At 68.8% G+C, this 18,525-nt stretch carries 10 protein-coding genes; all 10 read right to left on the reverse strand.

What is annotated here, in order from left to right; all coding sequences use genetic code 11:
- Positions 1–46: 46 nt before the first annotated feature.
- The 10 genes from CCZ27_RS19430 to CCZ27_RS19475 all read right to left on the reverse strand — a co-directional run bounded on the left by CCZ27_RS19430 (position 47) and on the right by CCZ27_RS19475 (position 18,504).
- Entirely contained in the window at positions 47–4,678 is a 4,632-nt protein-coding gene (locus CCZ27_RS19430) for an MG2 domain-containing protein (protein WP_198363191.1), read from the reverse strand.
- Positions 4,679–4,695: 17 nt separating this feature from the next.
- On the reverse strand, positions 4,696–5,385 hold the full coding sequence (locus CCZ27_RS19435; RefSeq protein ID WP_096450947.1) for a DUF1175 family protein: 690 nt from the start codon (positions 5,383–5,385) through the stop codon (positions 4,696–4,698).
- A complete protein-coding gene (locus CCZ27_RS19440) occupies positions 5,385–7,055 on the reverse strand; it encodes a DUF2138 family protein (RefSeq protein ID WP_096450949.1) in 1,671 nt (556 codons plus the stop codon). Before CCZ27_RS19440 ends, CCZ27_RS19435 begins: the two co-directional genes overlap by 1 nt.
- Before the next feature lie 1,131 nt (positions 7,056–8,186).
- Entirely contained in the window at positions 8,187–8,390 is a 204-nt protein-coding gene (locus CCZ27_RS23715; protein ID WP_157748641.1) for a hypothetical protein, read from the reverse strand.
- Positions 8,359–10,404 (reverse strand): hypothetical protein, encoded by a 2,046-nt coding sequence (locus CCZ27_RS19450; protein WP_096450951.1) that lies wholly within the window; start codon positions 10,402–10,404, stop codon positions 8,359–8,361. Before CCZ27_RS19450 ends, CCZ27_RS23715 begins: the two co-directional genes overlap by 32 nt.
- A complete protein-coding gene (locus tag CCZ27_RS19455; protein ID WP_096450953.1) occupies positions 10,401–11,660 on the reverse strand; it encodes a hypothetical protein in 1,260 nt (419 codons plus the stop codon). The genes CCZ27_RS19450 and CCZ27_RS19455 overlap by 4 nt, the downstream gene beginning before the upstream one ends.
- Positions 11,661–11,662: 2 nt before the next feature.
- Positions 11,663–15,418 (reverse strand): SbcC/MukB-like Walker B domain-containing protein, encoded by a 3,756-nt coding sequence (locus CCZ27_RS19460; RefSeq protein WP_096450955.1) that lies wholly within the window; start codon positions 15,416–15,418, stop codon positions 11,663–11,665.
- The gene (locus CCZ27_RS19465; RefSeq protein ID WP_096450957.1) at positions 15,415–16,104 is read right to left on the reverse strand and encodes a DUF4194 domain-containing protein; all 690 of its coding nucleotides are present in this window, start codon (positions 16,102–16,104) and stop codon (positions 15,415–15,417) included. Before CCZ27_RS19465 ends, CCZ27_RS19460 begins: the two co-directional genes overlap by 4 nt.
- A gap of 7 nt (positions 16,105–16,111) precedes the next feature.
- Positions 16,112–17,563 carry a Wadjet anti-phage system protein JetA family protein gene (locus CCZ27_RS19470; RefSeq protein ID WP_096450959.1) on the reverse strand — a complete coding sequence of 484 codons (1,452 nt, stop codon included), beginning with the start codon at positions 17,561–17,563 and terminating at the stop codon, positions 16,112–16,114.
- 17 nt (positions 17,564–17,580) lie between these two features.
- Complete coding sequence (locus tag CCZ27_RS19475; RefSeq protein WP_096450961.1) at positions 17,581–18,504, reverse strand: HNH endonuclease; 924 nt, start codon at positions 18,502–18,504, stop codon at positions 17,581–17,583.
- Between the last annotated feature and the right edge of the window lie 21 nt (positions 18,505–18,525).

The following is an 18,525-nucleotide window of genomic DNA, read 5'->3' on the forward strand; positions in this document are numbered from 1 at the left end:
GCTTCGTATATACGCAGCGTAAATACTCACCCCTACCCGGTCAAGCTCACTTCACCACCCACACCGCAGCTTCGCCCTTGTCCGCCAGCGCCTTCTGCTCCGGCTGATACATCCGGTAGTAGCGTGCCGGCGGCAGCACGAACCTGCCGGGCTGGGCGACGCGCAGCAGGTGGCGGACGGTGACGGTGCCTTCCAGGCGATCGACCGGCACGCCGTAGCTGCCGCTGTGCTCCTCGGCGCGGGCGCGCTCCAGCGGCGCGGCCTGCGGGCCGCCGTCGAGCAGGGCGATGCCCCAGGTGCCGCGCTCCACCGCGACGCCCGGCGGCAGCGCCGCTTCGACCAGGCCGTGGCGGTGCACGGCGTCGGCCTTCAGCACGATCTCGTCGAGGTAGAGCGCCTGCACCGACAGGCCGTCTTCCGGCTTCACCGGCGTGCGCGTGTAGCCCTTGTCGCCGCGCGCCAGGCGGTAGAGGTGGCGCTCCACGCCCACCGGCAGCGTGCCGGGGCCGGCGGCTTCGTCGGCCTCGTAGCGCAGCACCGCGGTCAGTGGCGGGGCGTCGGCGCCGCGGCCTTCAAGGCGGATACCCTCGATTTGCAGACTGCCTGGCAGCGGGCTGCTGGCGGGCCAGCGCCATTCCGGCTGGCCGAAGGCGGTGGTGGCGGCCTGCCACGCGCCCAGCGGCCGGCCGGCCGGCGCGCCCGGCGCGATCTCGCCGAGCGCCTTGCGCGTCCACACCAGGGTCAGGGCGCGGTCCAGCGTCGGCATGGCGTTGCCGACGGCGGCGAGGATGTCGGGCGCGGCGGTCTTCGCTTCCTTGCCGGCGAGCAGCAGCAGGGCGCGCGCGGCCGGGCGCCTGCTGGCGGCGAGCTGGTCCTGCGCTTCGGCCAGCGCGGCATCGAAGCCGGCCGGCAGCGGCGCCTGCGCGCGCTGCGCGATCAGCGCCGCCAGCACGCGGGCGTGGGCGACACCGAGCGCACCGTCGGGCGCGGCGAGGAAGGGGCTCCAGGTTTCGTCGCCGAGCGCGGCGTCTTCCGGCGCCTTGGCCTCGGCCAGGCCGCGCAGCAGGCCCTCGGCCTGGGTGCGCACCGGCAGGCCGATCTCCTGCGCGAACCACAGCGCCAGCGCGCGGTGCAGCAGCGGTTCGCGGCTGGCGTGGTTGCGGTAGGCGGCGAGCACCCGTTCCCAGTGCGCCGCCGGCAGCTCGATGCCGAGCGTGCGCGCGGCGTACCAGTCGGCGTAGTAGGCGTAGGCGGTCATCAGCGCGCTCTGCTCGCTGCCGTCACCCCACCAGCCGAACACCGCCTGCGGCCCGGCCAGCGCCGCCAGCCGCAGGCGCTGGCTGTAGAGCGTCTGCCACAGGCGGCCGCCCTCGCCTTCCGCGTTGCGCCGGGGCGCCAGCAGCGGCGTCACCAGCGCCAGCGGGATCAGCCGGCTGGCGGTCTGCTCGGTGCAGCCCCAGGGGTAGTCGATGAGGTCGTCGGCGATGCGCAAGAAGTGTTCGCCGCCGCCGGCCACCAGCCGCAGGCGCAGGTCGCGCGCGTCGGCGGGCAGCTCGACGGGCGCCGGAGCGTCGCCGTGCAGGCTCAGCATCCGCTCGCGCGGGCCGCGCCACCGCGCGCCGCGGACGGTGAACGGGGTTTCCAGCGCATCGACCGTCCTGCCCCCTTCCTTGACCTCGACGCGGGCCGTTTCGCGGCCCTTGAATGGCGGCAGCGCGAAGACGAGGTAGTTCACGCCGCGGCGCAGCTCGGCCGCCTGCCGGACTTCCTTGCCGGCGAGCGTCAGCACCACCTCGGCCTTGCGTTCCTCGGCGGCGTTGTTGAACACCGCCAGCGCCGCCTGCGGCGCGTCGCCTTCGCGCAGCCAGTCGGGCGAGGTCCATTTGGCGTAGAGCGGCTTGTCCGAGCGGACGTAGGCGGTGCGCTGGCCGGGCACGCCGTCGGCGCCGTCCAGCCCGAGCGCGCGCACGGTGATGCGCCAGCGCGACAGCGCGTCCGGCATGCGGAAGGAAAAGCGCGCGCGGCCCTCGGCATCGGTCTTCAGCGCCGGCAGCCAGGCGGCGGTGTCGGTGTCGTCGCGGCGCGGCCGTTCCAGCACCTTCACGCCGCGCTCGTTGTACTGGTGGCGGGCCGGCGGCTGGCGCGCGGCGGCGGCCGACCAGTCCATCGCCTCGTCGTAGGCGATGAAGTTGAGGCTGGCGCCGGTGCGCACGTTGTTGCGGCGGATGTGCTGGAGGAATTCCGGCAGGCCGGGGGCGATCTCCGGCTGCAGCGCATAGACCATCTCGTCCACCACCGACACGGTCAGCAGCGCCGGCGCCGGCTTGCCGCGCAGCGTGGCCTGGATGTCCACCGTGACGGTGTCGCCGGGCTGCACGGTGTCGGCGTCGCTGCGGATGTCGAGCGCGAGGCGCGGCGCTTCCACCACCAGGCCGGCGTTCTGGAAGACGTAGTCGCCGTGCTTCACGTACACCGCGGAGAAGGTGATGTTGGGCGCGTGGGCTTCCGTCACCGGGATGCGGGCGCGCCACTGGTTGGGGGCGAGGCGCTCGGTGCGCAGCCAGCCGGCGCCGCGGCTGAGCAGCGCGGTGGCGTCCACGCCGTCGCGCTCCAGCGTCAGCAGGGCCTCGTCCACCGGCTCGGGGAAGGAGATCAGCACCTCGGCGGTCTCGCCGGGCTGGTAGCCGGGCTTGTCCGCAACCATCTCGATCGAGCCGGGCGCCACCTGCAGGCCGTCCTTGTCCTTGCCGCCGCCGACCCAGTGCGCGGTGGCGGCGACGATGTTGCCGGCGGCGTCGCGCAGCATCAGCGAGTAGGAGCCGGGACGCGCCAGCGCCGGCGTCCAGCTGCGCGCCGCCGGGTCGAAGTCGCCGCTGGTGCGCGACTGGTCTTCCAGCCGGACGATCTCCCATCTGGCCGGCAGCGCGGCGTTGTCGCCCTCGGCCTCCAGGCGGAAGCCGGGCTTGTCGCCGGCCAGGGTGAAGTTGCGCGCCGCCACCAGCTTCCAGCTCGATGCCGCGCGCTCCACCAGCAGCTCGCGCGAACTGCGCACGCGGTAGGCGGCGCCGTCGGTGGCGAGCAGGGTGAGGACCAGGCGCGACGGCTCCCTGGCCGCCGGCAGGGCGAAGCGTGCTTCGCCGCTGCCGTCGGTGGTGAGGCTGGCGGTGGAGAGCTGCACCGGGAACAGGCCGCTGTAGCGCAGTTCGCCCTGCACCATGGTCAGCGTCTGCGCGCGCAGCGTGAGTTCCACCGCGGCGTCCTTCACCGGCTTGCCGTCGGGATAGGCGAGGCGCACCTTGCCGCTCACCGGCTCGCCGGTCTTGTAGTGCTGCTGGTCGGGCAGCAGCTCGATCTCGAAGTGCGGCTTGACGTACTCGGCGACGCGGAAGGCCGCGCCGTAGCGCTTGTCCTCGTAGCCGATGCGGATCTCGTAGCCGCCGGCCACGGCGTTGTCGGGCAGGCGGAAGGCGGTGTCGGCGCCGCTGTCGGGCGCGAGCGGCGCACGGGTGGCGAGCACCGGCGTGCCGTTGGGATCGTTCACCTCGATGCGCAGCTCGCCGGCGCGCGCCGGGCGCGAACGGCTGGCGGACTGGAAGTCGCGGCCGAGGAACTTGATCCGCACCAGATCGCCCGGCCGGTACAGCGGCCGGTCGGTCACGGCGTACAGCTTGGTGTCGTGGATCTCGCTGTCGTAGTAGAAATTCTCCGACACGAAAACGCCGCCGGCCGCGTCCTCGCCGAGCAGATAAGTCCGTTCCGGGCTGGCGTGGGCCAGGGTGGCGAGCCCGTCAGCGGCGGTGGTGGCGGACTTCAGCGTGCCCACGCCGTCGGTCCACAGCAGCCGGCTGCCGGCCACCGGGCGGCCGTCGTTGCGGTTTGCGGTCCATACGGTAAGCGCGCCGGCGGCGATCTTGGTCACCGCCACGGTGTCGGACACGAACAGCAGGGTCGCCGCGCGATGGCTGCCGATGATGGCTTCGACCAGGTAGAGGCCGGGCTTGAGCTTGCCGAGCGGCACGTGGATGTTGCCTTCGCTCGCCGGGATGAAGTCGCTGCTGGAACCCTGCAGCTTCACCTCCGGCGGCTTGATGGCCTGCGCCTGCCACACCGGGTAGCGGAAGCGGTCGACCAGTTCGTAGCCTTCCAGCGGCTTGAAGCGCTGCGGCGCGCGGAATTCGGTGGCTTCGAGCAGCGCCGGCCGGCTCTGCAATGCCGGCGCGGCGGCGGTGACGGTGCCGCGCGTCTTGGCGTCGAACAGGTCGCGCCAGGCCAGCCGCGACTTCTTCCAGGCGTTGTCCCACAGGTAGGACAGCGTGTTGGCCAGGCCCTCGTCGCGCGGCCGGGCGCGCACGTCGACGCGGTGCAGGTTCTTCTGCGCCTTGAGGAAGGCCAGCGGCTGCGGCACGCGGTAGAGCAGGACGTCGACGCCGCCGTAGGCTTCCAGCATCTGGCGGCCGCCGTCCCTGGCCGGCACCTCGACGCGCAGCAGGGCTTCGTCGCCGCTGCCGAACTGCCGGTCGGCGAGGATGAAGAAGGGCATGCTCTCGAACGGCAGGTAGCCGCTGGACAGGCCGGCCTCGGCCTGGGCCTGCGCCGCCGGCGGCGCGGCGAGGCAGGCGCAGGCCAGCAGGGCGGCGGCGAGCAGGCGCGGGAGGGACGGGCGGATGAAGGTCGTCATGGCGCTGGGATCGCGGATCAGGTCAGGAAGGCCAACGCGAACACGCCGGCGAAATTGGGATTGGCGGCGTCCGGCCGCCAGCGGGTGTCGGTCCATTGCAGCAGCTCGCGCGGGGCGGCCGCGCGCAGGCCGTCGTCGCCGGGGCGCGGTTCGGCGCCGTTGTGGTAGACGATGCGCTGGCCGGTCCACAGCATCAGGTGCTGGGCGTCACCCTGGTCGAAGAACAGCAGGTCGGCCGGCCGCGCCAGCCGCAGGTCGCGGCCGACGAAGCGGCTGTTCTCCTGCACCAGGCCGATCGCATTGACGTAGGCGCCGGTGCTGCCGTCGGGCCGCTTCCACCGGTGGCGCAGTTCGGCGCGCAGCGCATCGGGCACGGTGTCGGGCGGCAGGCGGCCGTCCATGCCCATCGCGCGGCGCCAGCGCAGGTCGTGTCCGGCCAGCGCCTCGGCCACGGCGAAGCGCACCAGGCCGGCGCAGTCGCGGTGCGTCCAGCGCGGCGTCGGGCCGCGGCGGATCTGCGCTTCGGCGATGCGCACCACCCAGGCGCGGAAGGCGCGGCTCTGTCCGGCGTCCAGCCGCGGGCCGATGTCGGCCGCGCGGCCGGGCGCGGCCGGCATCAGCGCCCGCAGCGGCGGCGCCGTACCGAGCAGCAGCGCGCCGGCGGCGGCGAGGAAGCCGCGCCGGGAGGGCTGCCTGCGGCCAGTCATCAGCGCCCGCTCCCCGCGCTTTCCCACGTCAGCGCATGCCAGGCGCGGCCCCTGACCGCCTCGTCGGCGCGCACCAGGCGCAGCGCCGGGTACTTGGCGAGCGCGTCCAGCCGCGGCAGCAGATGGGCGTCGGCGGCATTGCGCAGCCGGGTTTCCTCGTTGCGCGGCAGCGCCGCGAAGACTTCCTTCCTCAGCAGCGCGGCGAGCGGCGCCGGGTCGATCAGCGCCAGCGTGCGTGCGCCGTCGGGCAGGCTGTCGGACAGCGCCGGGTAGAGCTTGGCGGAGACGTCCAGCGCCTTGTCCACCAGCGCGCCGTCGGGCGAGAACAGCAGGCTGCGGCCGCTCACCGCGAGCGTGGGCGCGAGCACCGGTTCTTCATCGCCGTGGCGCGCGCCGAACACCGTTTCCACCGGCCGCCGCCACAACCGCGCGCCGTCGCCGCGCTGGGCGACTTCCACCGGGGCGCGCTGGTCGGGTGCGCCCTGGCCGATGGCCCGGGTGAACAGCGCGGCGAGTTCGCCGGCGCGGGCATCGTCGAGTTCGCGTTCGAGACCGGCGACGAAGAGCGGCGTGTAGAGGCGCGATTCGCCATACCAGCACACCGCGGCCGGGCCGGTGAACAGATCCTCGAACGAGCCGGCCTTGCTGCCCTCGCCGCCGCCGACGCGCGCGGCCAGCGGCGCCAGCCTGGCCCAGTCGGCCGGCAGCGCCGCGCACAGGCTGGCGCCGTGCGGCAAGGCCGGCCACAGCGCGACGGCATCCAGGCCGCCGGCGGGCAGGGCGTCGGCATCGATCAGCGCCGCGGTACGCCAGGCGCCCTGGTCGTCGAAGGCGAAGGACAGCGCGGCCACGCCCGGCGCGAAGGCGTCGTAGCCCAGGGTGTAGAAGGACGAAGACGCCACCAGCTGGTGCACCTCGCCGGCCTGCGGCGCGGCCAGCGCGAAATGCGCGGCGAAGGGCGAATCGCGCTCGGCATCGGCATCGAGCAGGCGGCCGACCACGGCCGCGGCGGCGGCGTCCTGCGGCGGATCGGCGCCGTCCTCCGACGGGGCCTCCGGCGCGATCAGCAGCATGCCCGGATCGGACAGCGCCACGACGCGGTCGCCCTGCGCCACCAGCAGCAGCTCGCGGCCGTAGCCGTGGCGCAGCACCAGCAGCCGGGCGCGGCCGCCGTGCAGCGTGCCGGCGGTCTCCAACTGGGTGTCGGGCAGCACCGGCAGCGCCATTTGCAAGGCACGCGCCAGCGCATTGCGCGTCATCGCCACCGCGAAGTGCTTGAGCGTACCGTCGGCGCCGCGCCACAGCGCCACCTCGGCCGGCTCGTCGAACACCGATTCCAGCACCCGCTCGGGGAAGCTCAGCGCGTGTTCGAAGGCGATGCGGCGCAGCGTGCCCGACAGCGCCAGGCGCTGGTCGTGGTGTTCGTAGTAGTCGACGAAATCCTCGGTCAGCACGTCGCGCGCCAGCGGCACCCGCAGCAGGTCGGCCGGCAGGCGGGCGAGGCTGCGGGTTCGGATCAGCGCGTCGGGGCGGGCGAGGTCGAGCGCCAGCGCATTGACCTTGCCGTCGTAGCGCTGCAGCCAGAACAGCAGAAAGGCGCCGGCGATGAGGGCGAGCACGACTACGCCGATCAGGACTTTGTGCCGGGTTTGGAGGGTCGCGGAGGACATGGGGCGGACACCGTGAGGACAGGCGCAGCGCCGGCGGCGATGCGAAGCGGATAGGCGTGGCGATTATGCCCGAGCGCCATGCATGTGCGGCAGCGGACGACGGTGCGCGCCGGTGCAATCACACGAACGTTTCTTGCAGAGTATGGACCTGCGCTTAGAGGCGCTAACAAAATGCATGTTATGCCTCCTGCAAGTGTCGCTCGCAAATGATGCAGCAGGCTATCTCGAGAAAGGCTTCGTGGATGACGGCCAGCCGCTCGAAACGGATGCGCGAGCGTCGAACGTTGTGCAATCAGCCCAAGGGGCACTCAACAACCCGGCGAGTCTTGCCAGACCGCTGCCATGCGGCTGGCCGCGGCGGGCGATCTGGGTAGTGATACCTGCGGCGTGGAGCGGCCGGCGGTACTTGTCGTGGCCGTAGCCGCGATCGGCCTGTACGAGTCGGGGTTTCGAGGGCGGTCGGCCGCGCTTGCCACGGATCGGCGGAATCGCCTCGACCAAGGGGAAAAGCTGGGTGACGTCGTTGCGGTTGGCGTAACGGCCCAGCACCTGCTCGCGTTCGGGACCGTTGAAACGGTAGCGCAGGCCCAGGAAACCCTGCCCTTGGATGCGCCGGCGGTCGTGCCAAGAAAAATCAGTCCGTCGCCGATGCTTCGGCCGACGGACGCGGCATGCAGACAGGCAGCGTCTTGTCGGTTACAGGGGCAGTCATGGTGCGGTCTCCACGGCGTTTCACAGCAAACGTGCGGGGAAAAATGCGGGCACTGGCCCGAACGGGGCGGGGGAACAAATTTCCCCCGCATTCATCGTGCGCTACGCTGAAACCACCTGCTACGTCATGCCCCAAAAACCACCCTAATCAGCTGATTTTTAAGGGGTCTTTGGGATGATGGGAAGCACCCTGAAACCTCCATCTATGTTCTGCACCTAAAGCGTGAGATACGCTCCAAGCGGTTGATTTTCATTGTCCATTGGGGTTATGGGTTTGCATTTCCCCCACGATTTACCCCACAGGATGCCTGGGCTGGTGTGCGACGGCATGACACGGTAGGCGTGCGGCGTGCGCATGATCGAGAGAAGTCTATCAGTCGGTTGGCGGATTCAACGGTGATGGTGCCGCAGCATGGCAGCTCATGTCACCCCTTCCCACACTTCGGCCGATTCGATGACATCAATGAAACGCTTCGCCGAAAAACCTCCGGGATAGAGCGTATCAGCCGGTTCGGCAGTGGCGTCGGTCGGTATCGGTGCATCGCCGCTTCCTGTGCGGAACAAGCCCTCGGGGTCATTCAGCCAACGCCGGTCATCGTGCAGCGCGATCTGGATTTCTTCCAACGAGACCTTGAGAAAACCCCGGAACGCCTGGTGATCCCACTCGATAGACGTGTCGGCGATCCAGGCGGTGATCCGCGGCTCGGCGTCTGGCGGCAAGGCCAGCGTCTGCCGCAGCACTGCATCGTGCCGGAGTGCATGGCGAACCGCAGGCACCTTCCTGAACAACTGCCATCCCGCCTTGCGCAGGGTCGAGGTGCGGTGCAGCCAGGCGTCCTTCTCGGAGCGGCTGGTAGGTCGACTTCAGTTCGAGGACAAGCAAGTGCCCTTCCAGGGCACACAGCAGATCGATCTCGCCCGCATCCGCGTCGTCGCCCAGGTCAGCGGATAGTTCGTGGCCGACGAGCACCCGAAAGCCTCGCTGCTCGAACAGCGCGCCCAGCCGCTCTTCGATGCGCCGGGTCTCGTCCCGCGCTTCGTTCCGCCGGGCACCCAGGCGGCGCAGGTTGTTGACGGCTGCGGTGGCGTTGTTCTGCACGGCCATCATCCAGGGCATTTGGAACAGGTGCCGCCCCATTTTCAGCACGGGGCGTTCCTGCCAGCGGGGGCGCAGAGCGACATCGCCCCCGCGCAATCGCTCGGCCAACGCGTTCCAGTCGCTAGTCCAGAAGTCCAGGATGGCTTCCGCCGCCCGCGGCTGGCCTTGGGGGTGTTCCACCGTAGCCGTCCAGGGGGTGATACGGGCGATCTTGGCGGCCCGATCAGCCCAGGTGATCGGAAAGCGGTTCTGCATCTCGGGCTGCAGCAGGCCACCGAACGCCAGGCGCCCCAGCGCCAGCCATGGATGACCAAGCTGCTGCAGGTGCTGGTGGTAGGGCCGCAGGAAGTCCTCGATGCAGAAGGCCGTCATCAACTCGGTGGCCAGCAGAGCGCGGAAGACATTGACGCAAGAGCCAGCTTCGGTGCGCACCTGTTCGGCTACGCCATAGACTTCCTGCAAGCGCAGCCAGGTGCCCATGGCCTTGGCGAAGGCCTGCAAGTTGGCTTCCAGATGGGCCGGGCTAACCAAGGCCAACAACTCGGGGGAGGCCATCAGCGCATCCATGCCGCGATAGAGCCAGTACTGGTGCAGGCGGTCGAGCTTGTCGCCATCGCGGCGCCATGCGGCCCGTGCTTGGGCATCCACTTCGACGATTTCCAGTTGCTCGCCTTGCCGAATGAAGCGAATGCTGTCGTCGTAGCTGAAGGCGTCTGCCGACCGGTTGATGAAGGCGTTCAATTCGATCTGTGCATCGAGCAGTGCAACGAACGCTTCGTACAGATCGAACCGGGGGCCAGATGCTTCGCTGGATGGGAACAGGAAAGGGGTGAGGTGCTGTCGCAGCGAGGCGGCGATGGCCGAGTCGGTCAAGCGCAGGCTGGCGGCATCGCAGGTGGCGAGCTTCCAGGCCAGGATGTCTTCGACGGCATCCCAGACCTCCTGGGCATCCGGTGCCTCGGACTCGGAGCGGCCTTCCAGCAGATCCGGCAACAGGTGTTCGAAGGCGTAGAGACTGGCATAGGCCAGCAGGTCCAGGGGCGTCAGTGCCGCCAGAGGCTGGCGCAGGTGTTCGACTTCGTCCACGCGCAACCCATGTGCCTGACTGAAGATGCGAAAGACCTGCACGAACTCGGAGAAGGCTTCGGACTGGCTGTCGGCCAGGGCTTCGATTTCGCGCCAGCGTGGTGAATCCTGCCGCAGCACCAGCCCGGCGTGGCGGGCGGCCTGCTGGAGCACGTCGGGTGCGAGCCTGGCGACGTGGGCTACGATGTCCGGGCAGGCGAAACCATCCTGGCCCAGGTAGCGGGTCAGGGCCAGGCCGAGCGGCTCTTGCCGCCAGGCCTGCTCCGGCAGTGTGGGCAGGAAGCCAGACGCCCAGAAGGCGGCATGGCGGTCGGCGCCGCTGCATTTGCGTTTGCCTTGGCGCACGGGCTTGCCATCCAGGAAGGCGCTAGCTGCGTGGTCCGCGGCCGTTTCGACAGGCATGCCCTGTGCTTGCGCGGCGGTAAATACCGTATCGTAGTACGCGCCGATCATCGGTCCTGTCCATCGACATGGTTGAGATCGAAAGCCTCTTGATCGATGAAACGCCCCTGGCTGCGCAGCAGGGGAAGCAACTCATCGTCTGCATAGGCGCAGCCTGTGCGACCTGGGTCCGTTTGCTGGGCTTTGGCCGCCAGCTCCGGCGGGTGGCCTGCGCCGGCTGCCAACAAGCCAGCCAATTGCTCATAACCTGGACGCCAGGCGCTGGCCTGGGAAAACACTTCCCGCAAGCTGGCAAGAATCTGCATGCCGGCGTGGTCGAGGTCGCCGAAGAAGTACACAGGCATGGGCAACGGGCCATTTCGCACGTCCTGCGGCAGCTCGAACAGCCAGCGTTCGATCGCCGGCAGTGACGCGGCGGACGCCGGTGCGCGCAAGTACAGGCGGCAGCCGGCGCGGGCACGCAACCTGCGGGCGCTACCCCGAAAACCGGCCGCATAAACCAGCAGACTGCCCGCCCAAGCGGGGGCGCGTGCATCGGCCATGTGCTCGAAAGTGACCAGGTTCTCGATGAACAGCACATCCTTGAAGGCGCTGGCCCCGCCATCGTTGGCGCCTGCCGGTTTCCCAGGTGGCGGCGCCAACAGCAACTGGACCGGCGCCTCGGTGAACTGGCCCGATCTCGAACCGAGCAGCCGCAGCAGTTCCTCGCGGTGGTCCAGCACTTTGGAGCGGCCCTGGAAAGCGCGGGCGGAGGCTTCGCGCAGGGCCATCGTCCGACCCGACCGGCACAACGCGATCAAAGCAGAAAGGCTGCGGGTGGCTTCGTCCAGTGGCAGTCCTTCCATCGCGACCAGCGGGTTGCGGGCCAAGTGGTCCAGCACGGCGGACGGATCGGCTGGCTCGTTCTGCGGATCCGCCGCCCAGTGCGCGTCCAGATGCGCCCGCCATTGCCGCTGCCAGCGCAGGGCCTGCGGGGTGTAGCCGGCCCATGCCGCCAAAGCGTCGAAATCGCACAGCTCCAGCCGGGGTTTGCGGTCGCTGAAATTGGCAAATGTGCGTGGCGCCTCCAGCAGCAAGGCCGTCCAGCCCGTAGCGCACAGGTCATCGAGCTGCATGCGCAGCAGCTCGATCTGGTCGGCATCCACGGCATCGTGCAATTCAGGTGCGGTCTTGCGGTCCAGCGGCAAGCGCACCGGCCCCTGGACCGTGCTGCGCTCGGCCTTGGCGAGCAGCAAGCGGGCCAGCCGCAGCAGGAAGGGGGTCGGCGAAGGCAGATCGGGGATCGAGGACGATTCAGGCATGTCCATGATCAGGGCTGGAGTCCGCTATCGGTGTGGCCGTCACCACCGTCTTTAGCCACCGGGCCCGCTGTTCGGGCATTCCCTGGCGGGTTGCCGGGCTCGCCGGCCGGCTGTTGAGCTTGCTGCGTCTCTTGCCACTGGACGCGCGCGGCCTCGCGGGCCTGCTCGGCATGCGCACTCCACAACCGGGCCAAGGCCGGGCGATTAAGCGTTTTCTCCTGAGCTTCGCTGATGAAGAGTTCTTGAAATCCTTCCCCGCTGGGCCTGCGTGCCATCACCTTGGAGAAGGTGAACTCCTTGTCGAACTCGGGCTTGACCGCGCCCGATTTGGACGTGGGCATGGCCACCACGAGCTGCAGCCCCAGCGTCCTCGACAGGAACTGCAGCACGTTGCGCGAGCGCGTTTCGTCCATCTTGGAGAAGGCCTCGTCGCTGAGCATCAGGCGCAGGGCGGGCGCTTCGCGACGGTCGCGGCCGAAATGCCCGAGCGCATGGGCCAGCACAGCCGAGCGCACCACGTAGAACGGCGTTTCCAGTTCGCCGCCCGAGCCCGTACCCCAGGTGGACAACCGTGTGGTACCCACCGGGCTGGTGCGCAGGATGTCGTAGCGCCGGTAGTTGCGGTAGTCGGCCAGATCACGCAGCGCGCGTTCGCTGGCCCCCTGGTCGTTGGCCAGCAGCAGGCGGCGGATCTCCTCGGCGGTGGCGCGTTGCTCGTCGGTAAGCCGGGGCGAGGTGAAGATGGAGCCGCGGTCATGCTCCAGTCCTTCGACCGCGCTTTCTACCGCCTCGAAAAATTCCTGCACTTTTTGCATGCGCGGTACCCAGTCCCACTCCAGCCGGAAGGTGTCGCTGCCAAAGCGGATGTCCTGCAGGTGGCGATTGAGCCGCTGCAACGTCAGCGCGCCCTGCTTGACGTCATCGCGCACCTTGAAGCAGAAGCTGCTGGTGAAAACGTGGTTGAACTGGCCTTCGGCCTCGTGCAAGGCACGCGCATTGTCCGCCAGGCCAATGGCACGCTGGCGCTGAGCCTGCTCGGCAATGGCGGCGCGGGTGCCTTCGACGAGGGGAAGCAGTTCTGCCAGGCGCTCCACGCTGCGTGGTGGGTCGGTCCAGGTGAAGCGCTCGCTGTCGTCACGCGCGCCAGAGAGATAGGTGCCCACGGCCTGGGCCAGTTCGCGCAAGGTGCGGGGCAGGCCTTCGTTTAAGCGTTCTACCCGCAGGCGCAACGCATCCAGACTGGTTTCGGATTCGGCCGCCAGTGCCTGGGCCTCGTCCAGTAGTTGAAGCTCGGTGGCCAGGCTGGGCACGGCCCCCGCGAAACGCGAGGCCCAGACCGTGGCATTGGTGCAGGCGATGTCGAGGTCAGGCAGGCGCGCCTGCAGGTCGGTTTCGCGCCGGCGCAAGCTGCTCATCGCCTGCTTGGTGCCGCCCATCTGTTCCGTTTCATCGCGGTGTTGTGCACGCACGGCGGTGATGCGCCCATTCAGGTCTTTCTGCTCGGCCAGCAACGCATCGATGGCCGACAGGTCCAGCGCCTTGAGTGCCTGTTCGGCATGGGCATGCTGAACTTGGCTTTCCAACACGGCGAGCATCAATGGCGTCAGCGGCGTAAACACGGGGCCGTTGAACATGCGGGTGATTGCTTGCAGCGACTGGCGCAGCGCCTGCTTCGCGCGCGTCTCCTTCCCCAACTTCACCAGTTCCTGCTCGCACCACTGTCGGCGCCGCTGCCGGGCAGCTTCACCGAAGGTAAGTTTCTCATCGGGTTCATAGCAGGCGAACATGCCATAGCCCCGGCTGCCCAGGCCTTCTTCCATCAGGCCCTGCGGGGTGCGCGCCAGTTCCTCTTCGGTATCCACCTTGCGCACACGGCTATACTGGGCCATCAGAAAGGCCTGGGCCACCGGATGCTGGCAGACCAGTTCGTGCAGTACGGCCCGGGCCTCCAGCTGGCGGCCCTCGGTATCTTCCATCGCCTTGCGCCCCTGCACGACCTTGGGGGAACGCACGCGATAGTGCTGCTTCACCAGCCGGGCGCAACGCGCTTCCAGGCCGGCCTCGACGATGATGGCGAAGCGGTCGCCGCCCATGTAGCCTTCAATGGCGTTCTGCCAGCAGGAGCCAGGGCGGGGTTCCACCAGTTGGGCCAGCAGGTGGGGGCGGGCGGCGGGGATTTCGCGTTCGATCAATGCCACCGCGTCATGCGCGTCTTTCGGCCCCTGGGGGCGGCCCCCCTGCAGGCGGCGCAGTTCGGCATCGCGCTGCTCGGTGTCGTCCTTCAGCTGGTTCAACTGAACGCCTACTTCAGTCAAGGCTTGCAGCACCGCCGCTTGCACCGAGCCATCGTTATCGTGGATGCCTTGGCGCAAGGTGGCCAGTTGCGCGTCGAAGGCTTCCAGTTCGAAGGCGGGTAGGAGCACGTCCAGCGCGGCGTCACACGCGTAAGCCTGGGCCATGGCGGGCCAGGGCTTGAGGATCCGCTGCGCGGCGGGGCGCAGGGCCTCCACCGCGTCAGCCAGCGCCGGCACGGCCGACAAGTCCAGCGCCAGCAGTTGCTCGAGCTGTGCGACCATCCCGCCGATGCCACACGCAGCCTCCTGTACGCGGCCCCAGTGCAGGCGGAACTGGTCGGCCTGCAGGCGGATCTGGTTTTCCAGCGCCTGCTTCTCGCGCGCCACGTCGCTGTCGTCCAGGCGCTTGTCCACCCCGCGCAGTTGCTCGCGCAATTGGGTTTCCTGTGCTTCGAGCGAGGCCAGTTTCTCTTGCAGTTGCGCCTGCTTCCTGTCCTGCGTGGCGATCTGGCGCTGCACCGAGGCCAGTTCATCCTGGGCCTCGCTGCGCGTGCGCAGGGCATGGGCAATGGTGGTGGTGACGAAACGCCGCGCCTCGTCCAGCACTTGGTCCGCGCTGGCCTGGGCGGCGTCGAGCCGCGCCAGATTCAGTGCCAGGCGCTCGGCCTCTAGCTTCAGGCTGGCAATGGCGCGCATCAGCTCGCGCATCTTGTCCAGATCCTTGCTGAAATCGTGCGGCTCCAGGATTTCGTCGCGCACCAGGTCGTTGACGTTGCCCAATTCCTTGTAGGCCATGGCCTTGACGAGCGACTTTGCCGCGCGCGTGGCATCGTGTTCGCCTACTGCCGTCTTGCCCATCAGTGCGCCGTACAGATGCTGAAGGTAGCCGCCCTTGTCGGGGAAACGTTGAACCACAGAGGCACTCTTGTCGGCATGGGCCTGCAGGCGGTGCTGGAGCTGCACGTACAGCTCCTTGAGCGGCACCGGCGTGGCCGTGAGCACCTCGCCCGTGCGGCGAGTCAGGTGATCCAGCGACAGCGGGCGGCGCACGATGAAGAACTGCGGTGATCCTTGCAGCACGGCACGACGGCCGTCCTCGAAGGCCTCCACGCCCACCAGGGCGGTGAAGGGCTCGGCCTGCTCGCCCGCCTGTTCGGAGGCCTCGAAGACGATGCCGGCGTAGCTGGTCGAGCGGGTGCGCAGGAATACGCCGTCGGCCTGCTGGCCCAGGGCGTAGGCGGCCAGGGTGCGCGGCTCCTTGCCGCCGCGCCGGCTCTGCGTGGATTCGTCCTGGCCGATGTTGAACTGCACCACGTGCTGGTGCGCGGCCGTGAGCACGGTCTGGATGGCGTCGAGCAGTGTGGATTTTCCCGAGCCCGACTCGCCCGTCAGCAATACGGCGTCAGCGAAGGGCCATTCGCGGTCCTCCAGCGAGCCCCAGTGCCAGGTGAGCAACTTGGCGATTTTCATGCGCCGCCCTCCGGCTCGGGGTCGGACTTGAGTACCGCGGGCACCTGCCGCCCCACCAGCCGCAAGGCTTCTTCCAGGGCCTCGTCGCTGACGAAGCTCATCACCGGCCGCAGCACGGCCAGCCCCATCTGCATGTCCCCGGCGTCATCGCCCTCGACGAAATGCAGTACGCGGTGCTTGCGCAGTTCGCGCAACAAGGCCATGCGCTCGCTGGCTGCGTGGGGCAGCTTATGCGCCAGTAGCGACACGACTGCTTGGGACAGCTCCTCCAGGCTGATGGCCAGGCGTTCATCCACCAGTGGGCGGCGTCCGGTCAGCGCCTCGGTGTAGAGAAAACGCAGGGCGATTACGGCGGCCACGAAATCACGCGACAAGCGGGCGCGCAGGCGGCGCACGCCGTCTTCCTCCTCGTCGCCACCGCCTTCCCCAGGCGGATACAGCCGCAACAGGCGAGCGTCGCTGTCGTGGACCAGCACGAAGCCGATGCAGGCGAACCATTCACGCAGCAACTGTTCGCACTGGATAGCATCGTCGTACAGCGCGGCTTCGGGCCGGGAATGCTCGCGCCACACCACGCCGCTGGCCAGCAGCCGCCCGGCCAATTCGGCGAAGCGTGCGGGCTTGACGGTAGCGGCACCTTCGGTCGCCAGCCGCTGTTCGAGGTACTGAGCCAGAGATTGCAGCATGGTGTGCTCAGAGCCTCCTGCGCGCCTGATCGAGCGTCACATCGGCCCCATCCACCGGTTCGAAGCGCAGCTCATAGTCATCGGCCTGGAAGTAGGGCGTGCTCATCTGCCCCGCCGTCTTGCGCGCCTGCAACAAGCGCCGCCCTTCGGCCGAACGCGCTGCGCCCACGGCGTGCAGCACACGCACCGCGTCCTCGGCGGTGTCCACCGGCAGTGCCGCCAGCGTGATCGGCCCATCCTGCAAGTGGGGCAAGAGGCCTTGCAGCACCTGCTGATCGCTGAAAGCAAAAGCCTCGGCTTCGGCCCGGCGCAGTAAAGCATTCAGGCGGCTCGCCTCGTCCACCACCAGCGGGGCCTGCGCCACTGCCTCGGCTGCGCGGTCGCGCACCGTCCAGCGCAGCACGCCACCGGGCAGACGGATCTCGCTGGTGGCCAGGCGCCGGGCCAGCGCGTCGAGCAGCGCTTCGCGCGCGGGCGCCGGCCGCTCCTTCAGCCAGGCCATGCTGCGGCCCAGGGGGGATTCGGCGCCGTAATCCAGCGACAGCGCTTGCCGCAGCAGGCTGGTGAAGCGGCGCACGTAGTTGTTCATTTCGGAGCGCAGCATCGGCAGCTTCAGACCGCAGGCAGCGTCCACCATGCTCTCGATGCGGTCCGCGAGCCACAGCATGAGGCTGCGGCCCTGCGCCATCTGTTCCAGCCAGGGTGCGCGCTGCAGCAGGTGAGCGTCCACCTGGGCGCGTTGCTCGCCGTCGAGGGCGCGCACCGCTTCCAATGCCTCGTTGATCTGGCCGCGATGGCGCTCGGCGGAGTCGGCCACCAGGCGCACGGCGTATTCGCGCGCGAAGCGCTTCTCGATAAAATCGTTGAACTCGTTCCAGGCCACCTTCTGCGCCAGCGCCTCACGCGTCAGACTCTGGATCAAATGGCGGAAGTATTCGATGTCATCCTGCAGATCCTGCACCACACGGCTGGCGAACTCGTGGGCGTCGAGCAGTTCATCGGCATCCCGGGTGGCGATGAAGGCCGCCAGTGCCTTGCGGGCCGAGCGCATGTTGCGCTGGCGGGTCTTGGCACGGGAATCGTCCAGATTGGCGAAGGTTTCGCTGAAGGCCTTGCCGGCCCGGCTGAGCTTGAGCGTAGGCCGCAGATCGATGGGATCGCGGTAGTCCTCCAGCCAGCCGTGTTCCTTGAGCTTGCGCAGCAGGTCGCTGGCGTAGGTGCGCTCTTCTTCGGCACGCACGGTCTGCCCGGCCCCGAAGGCCAGGCCCCGCAGCGCGGGATCGGCCAGTGCATGCTGGATCACCTCCAGCACCAGTTCGCGCGTCAGCACCTCGGCATAGTCGGCATTGGCACCATGCACCCGCTCGTGCAGCGCCCGCAGCACGGCAGCGCACAACTCACGGTTGTCGTGCGTGAGGGGACGGAAGAAGTGCTCGCGCGGAGGGGTGAAGAATTGCATGTCTTGTGCCCGGATCGTCAGCCCACAAACCGATTCTCATTGTGCCAGCGCAGGTAGGCCTCGCCGGGCCGGTGGTCAGGATGCGCTGGCAACCGAGGTAGCGGCTGTCCGTGCAGACGGTAGTAGGCCTTACCGTTGAACCACTCTTCGCGGATGCGGGGGCTGACCTCGATGTGATAGTCCGGCGTGACCGTCACCAGACCGATGTCGAACAGCTTGTGGAAGTCTGAGCGCAACAACAAGCCATTGGCAGGATCGTGCGGACCGCTTTCCGCATAGGGCTGGATGTGCGCGGCCTCCAGCACGGGCAGGGTGGATTCACCCGTCAGCGCGCAGCGGCGCTGGTAGGCGTCGGTGACCAGCACACGGAAAGCGCCTTGTCCGAGCCTGGGGCGTACCGGTATCGGTGCGCCATAACGCTCCGCCAATTCAGGTTCGCCAGCCCGCAACGGCTCATTGAAGGGCGCCGTCAGCCTCGACTGCACGTCGGCCCACAGGTGGGCGCCTGCGGATTCGGCCGTGTCGTAATAGCGCCCGCGGACGATGTTGGCGGCAAAGTCGATCGGATCGGGAATCCAGGCCTCGCGTGGCCAGAAGAAGGGTTGTGCGAGTACGGTGCAGCCGATCTCGGGGTCCCTCACCGTGGGGTCGGCAAGCAAGCCACGGATCATTTTTTCGAAAACGCTGCGTTGTGCTGCGCCGTTCTTGGACCCGAAGGCTTCCCAGGCGATGGACAGTGGCAGCGACGTCGACTTCACGAAATAGCCGCCGCCCGCAATGTGGTGATGGGGGCGCTTGAGCTTGAACAGGAAGGGCGTACCCGGCTCCAGCGCGGCATAGGTGGCGGCGCCCCGAGGTTGCCAGAAGTTGACCTCGTCCGGCGCCGATTGACTCAGGAAGTTGAACCAGGCGTTGTCCGTCACCCCGGCCCAGAACCTCATTCTGCGCTCCTGATTCCCATA

Origin of the sequence: Thauera sp. K11 (assembly GCF_002354895.1) — a bacterium.
GTDB lineage: Bacteria > Pseudomonadota > Gammaproteobacteria > Burkholderiales > Rhodocyclaceae > Thauera > Thauera sinica.

Coding starts and splice junctions, on each gene's coding strand:
- CCZ27_RS19465 (WP_096450957.1), bottom strand. CDS start 16,104: ATGCTGCAATCTCTGGCTCAGTACCTCGAACAGCGGCTGGCGACCGAA.
- CCZ27_RS19460 (WP_096450955.1), bottom strand. CDS start 15,418: ATGAAAATCGCCAAGTTGCTCACCTGGCACTGGGGCTCGCTGGAGGAC.
- CCZ27_RS19470 (WP_096450959.1), bottom strand. CDS start 17,563: ATGCAATTCTTCACCCCTCCGCGCGAGCACTTCTTCCGTCCCCTCACG.
- CCZ27_RS19440 (WP_096450949.1), bottom strand. CDS start 7,055: ATGTCCTCCGCGACCCTCCAAACCCGGCACAAAGTCCTGATCGGCGTA.
- CCZ27_RS19450 (WP_096450951.1), bottom strand. CDS start 10,404: ATGATCGGCGCGTACTACGATACGGTATTTACCGCCGCGCAAGCACAG.
- CCZ27_RS19475 (WP_096450961.1), bottom strand. CDS start 18,504: ATGAGGTTCTGGGCCGGGGTGACGGACAACGCCTGGTTCAACTTCCTG.
- CCZ27_RS19455 (WP_096450953.1), bottom strand. CDS start 11,660: ATGGACATGCCTGAATCGTCCTCGATCCCCGATCTGCCTTCGCCGACC.
- CCZ27_RS19430 (WP_198363191.1), bottom strand. CDS start 4,678: ATGACGACCTTCATCCGCCCGTCCCTCCCGCGCCTGCTCGCCGCCGCC.
- CCZ27_RS19435 (WP_096450947.1), bottom strand. CDS start 5,385: ATGACTGGCCGCAGGCAGCCCTCCCGGCGCGGCTTCCTCGCCGCCGCC.